Origin of the sequence: Thermogutta sp., assembly GCF_014359955.1 — a bacterium.
Classification (GTDB): domain Bacteria; phylum Planctomycetota; class Planctomycetia; order Pirellulales; family Thermoguttaceae; genus Thermogutta.
In genome coordinates this window covers 1-3390 of sequence record NZ_JACIYL010000483.1, presented here as the reverse complement: position 1 = coordinate 3390, position 3390 = coordinate 1, and the positions used below count along the sequence as shown (strand labels likewise).

Below are 3390 nucleotides of genomic sequence, written 5' to 3'. Positions count from 1 at the left end.
TGCCAGTTCTCGACAAAAAGGTCGAGAAGCTGCCGCCGACTCCGCCTCAGCGCAAAGAACTGGAAAAGCCGGAAAAGAAGGAAGGGCCGGAGCCGACCGTCCCTGGTGCGCCCAAACCAACCCCGGAAGAGGTGCCGGCAACCGCTGCAGGAGCCGAGACGGCACCACCGCAGGAGACGCAAGCAGTGCCGGAAGGGGCGTCCGTGGTGGAGGCCGTCCCGCCTGAAGCCGCGCCACCTCCTGCGACCCCGGAAGTGACTGCAGGACCGACCGAGGCAACGGTTGCGGAGGCACCGCCGGAAACGCCGCCTGTGGTCGAGCCGGTTGTCTCCGTCGAGACAATTCCCCCGGGTGAGGTTGTGCAGGGCGAGCCTGTCGTCGAGGAAGAGAAGGCGGCACCTCCCGAAACATCGGCTGTCCCCCAGGCCGAGGAGATAACCCCGCCGACGCCGCCGGTGGAAGTTTCGCCTGCGGTCGCGGAGGCCGAGGTCGCCCCGCCCACCCCGGTTGCGGAAAGCACGGCTGAAACGGGTGCGGCGCCTCCCGCCGAGGCACCGGAGAAGACTGGGGCGAGTCAGCCCCCGAGCGAAGCACCGCCCACCACGGCCGGTGTCCCGCCGATCGACCCGGAACGACTCGCCGCGATTCGCCCCATTCCCGAGTTGCGTCGGACCAGACGCGAGGGGGCTACTCCGCCTGGTACCCCCAAAAAGGAGAAAAAAGGCAAGTCCGAACCGCCCCTTCCGCGGTTGGTTAAATTGGCGCCGATACCGCAGCCCAAGCCGGCGCCGGTGGCGAAACCTAAGGAGCCGCCCCCGCAGAAACCGGAAATCCGCCTGCCGCCGGACGCCATCCGAGCGTCTAAAATGGGGGCGATGCCGTTGGCAGGGCACCTCCTCCGGCAACAGGAGGAAAAACGAAAAGGCAAAAAGAAAGAAAAAGACAAAGAAGGAGCGGAAGAGGCCCTGCCGGTCCTTCCCCGGCAGAAAGGGCGCCGTGGTAAAGTAACGGATAAGGAAGAACTCCTGGAAAAGGAGGCCGGGGTAGGTAAGCTCAAACGTAAGAAAGAGGTGGTCAGGGTCGAGGAAGAAGAGGACCTCGAACCCGAAACGACCACCACGCAACAGACTCGACTCCGTCGTACCCGGAGTGTCTCAACGGCCGCACCTCGGAAAAGCAGCGTGGTTCTGGAACTCCCTTGCACGGTTCGTTCGTTTGCGGAAGCCCTGGGCCTCCCCGCTCAGAAGGTCCTCGCCAAACTCTTTGAAATGGGGACCCTGGCCAACATCAATGCAACGCTGGATCAGGCGACGGCCGAGCTCCTCGCCGCTGAACTGGGAGTGGACGTCAGCTTTCGCACCGAAGCCGATCCGGAGGAAGAAATCGAGGCCATCTGGAACGCTCCGGATCCGGAAGAATCGCTCCGGCCCCGGCCGCCGGTTGTCACCTTCCTCGGTCACGTGGATCACGGTAAGACGTCCCTTCTGGATAAAATCCTGGGCCTGAACGTGGCCGCCAAAGAGAAGGGCGGAATCACCCAGCATATCCGCGCGTATCAGGTGGAAAAGAACGGTCGGCCGATCACGTTTTTGGACACGCCCGGGCATGAAGCGTTCACGGCCATGCGGGCTCGGGGCGCCAACTGCACCGATATCGTGGTCCTTGTGGTGGCGGTGGATGACGGCGTCATGCCCCAAACGGAAGAGGCGATCAGCCACGCGCGGGCAGCCGGTGTGCCCATCGTGGTGGCCCTGAACAAGGTGGACCTCCCCGGCGCGCGACCGGAACGTGTGATGCAGCAGTTGACAGGGCTGGGACTGGTTCCCACCGAATGGGGCGGGGACGTGGAAATGGTGCGGACGAGCGCCCTCACCGGCCAGGGCATTCCCGAATTGCTCGATACCCTGATCACGCTGGGCGATATCTTCGAGTTGAAAGCCAACTACGATCGGCCTGCGTGCGGGACCTGTCTGGAGGCGTCTCTCCAGCCCGGTCGGGGCGTCGTGGCCAAATTCCTGGTGCAGAAGGGAACTTTGCGGCCGGGCGATATCGTGGTGTGTGGCACGGCCCATGGCCGGATCAAGGCGATGTACGACCCGCTCCAGCCGCACAAACGGGTCCAGGAAGCCCCGCCCGCGCGTCCTGTGGATGTCATCGGGCTGGATAATGTTCCCGAGGCGGGAAGCCGCTTTGTGGTCCTGGAGGACATCGCCAAGGCTCGCAAGATTGCCGAACATCGGATGGAGATGGCTCGCCAGCGGGAGTTGGCCCAGACCCGCTCCCACGTCACCCTGGAAAATCTCTTCGAGCAGCTCAGCCAGAAGGACAAGAAAACGCTGCACATCATTTTGCGGGCGGACACCCGGGGTTCCATCGAGGCTATCCTCAAAGAAATCGCCAAACTGGAGCATCCCGAGGTCAAGATCGAGGTCATTCAGGCCCTGGTGGGTGGGATCACCGTGGCCGATGTCCACCTGGCGGATGCCTCCGACGCCGTCATCATCGGCTTCAATGTGGTGCCGGACGAGGATGCCCGACAGCTTGCTGAACAGCTCAACGTGCAAATCCGGCGGTACGACATCATTTACCAGGTGGCGGACGACCTCAAAGCAGCCTTGGAAGGCATGCTCCAGCCGGAAAAGCGCGAGGTCGAATTGGGTCGGGCTCTTATTCAAAAGGTGTTCCGTATCAGCAAGGTGGGAAATGTGGCCGGTTGCCGTGTGCTCTCCGGCATCATCACCCGCGATGCCCGACTCCGCGTGATTCGCCAGAACCGCATCGTCGGCGACTACCCCATCGAGTCTCTCCGCCGCGAAAAGGACGATGTGCGGGAAGTCCGCGAAGGATACGAATGCGGTATCAGGCTCGCCGGTTTCGACGACATCAAGGAAGGGGATATTCTCGAGGCTTATCGTGTGGAGGAAGTCAAACGGAGCTTCGAAACGGTGGGGCAATCCGCCTCGTAGTCGGGTGGGTCGTCCCGAAGTGCCTCCCCGCATGGCGGACTGTCGTCATTCCCGTTTCCGTAATAATGTAAAAACAGGCAATCCGTCCCTTTTTCCGGAGAGGAACTCGCTATGAGCTCGCGACGTGCCCTGAAACTCGCCGAAGCCGTGCGCCATGTCGTCAGTTCGGCGATCCTCTTCGAATTGAAGGACCCTCGTGTGAGGGATGTCACCGTCACTTACGTGGAGGTTTCCGAAGACCTCCGCTTCGCCAAGGTCCATGTTTCTGTGATGGGAGATGAAAAGCGGCAGCGACTGACACTCCGTGGACTGCAAAGTGCTGCCGGCTTTTTGCAGGCGAAATGCGCAGAAAAGATCGAAACGCGGTGGACACCCAAGCTGACGTTTGTGCTGGATCAGGGCGTCAAGCATTCCATCGAGATCT

At 62.0% G+C, this 3390-nt stretch carries 2 protein-coding genes; both read left to right on the top strand.

Annotated elements, in window-relative coordinates:
* On the top strand, window positions 1-2966 hold a 2966-nt coding region (gene infB, locus H5U08_RS13325; protein WP_297033947.1), incomplete at its 5' end, for a translation initiation factor IF-2.
* A gap of 111 nt (window positions 2967-3077) precedes the next feature.
* Window positions 3078-3390: 30S ribosome-binding factor RbfA (gene rbfA / locus H5U08_RS13320; protein WP_297033944.1), on the top strand; the 313-nt coding region annotated here is incomplete at its 3' end.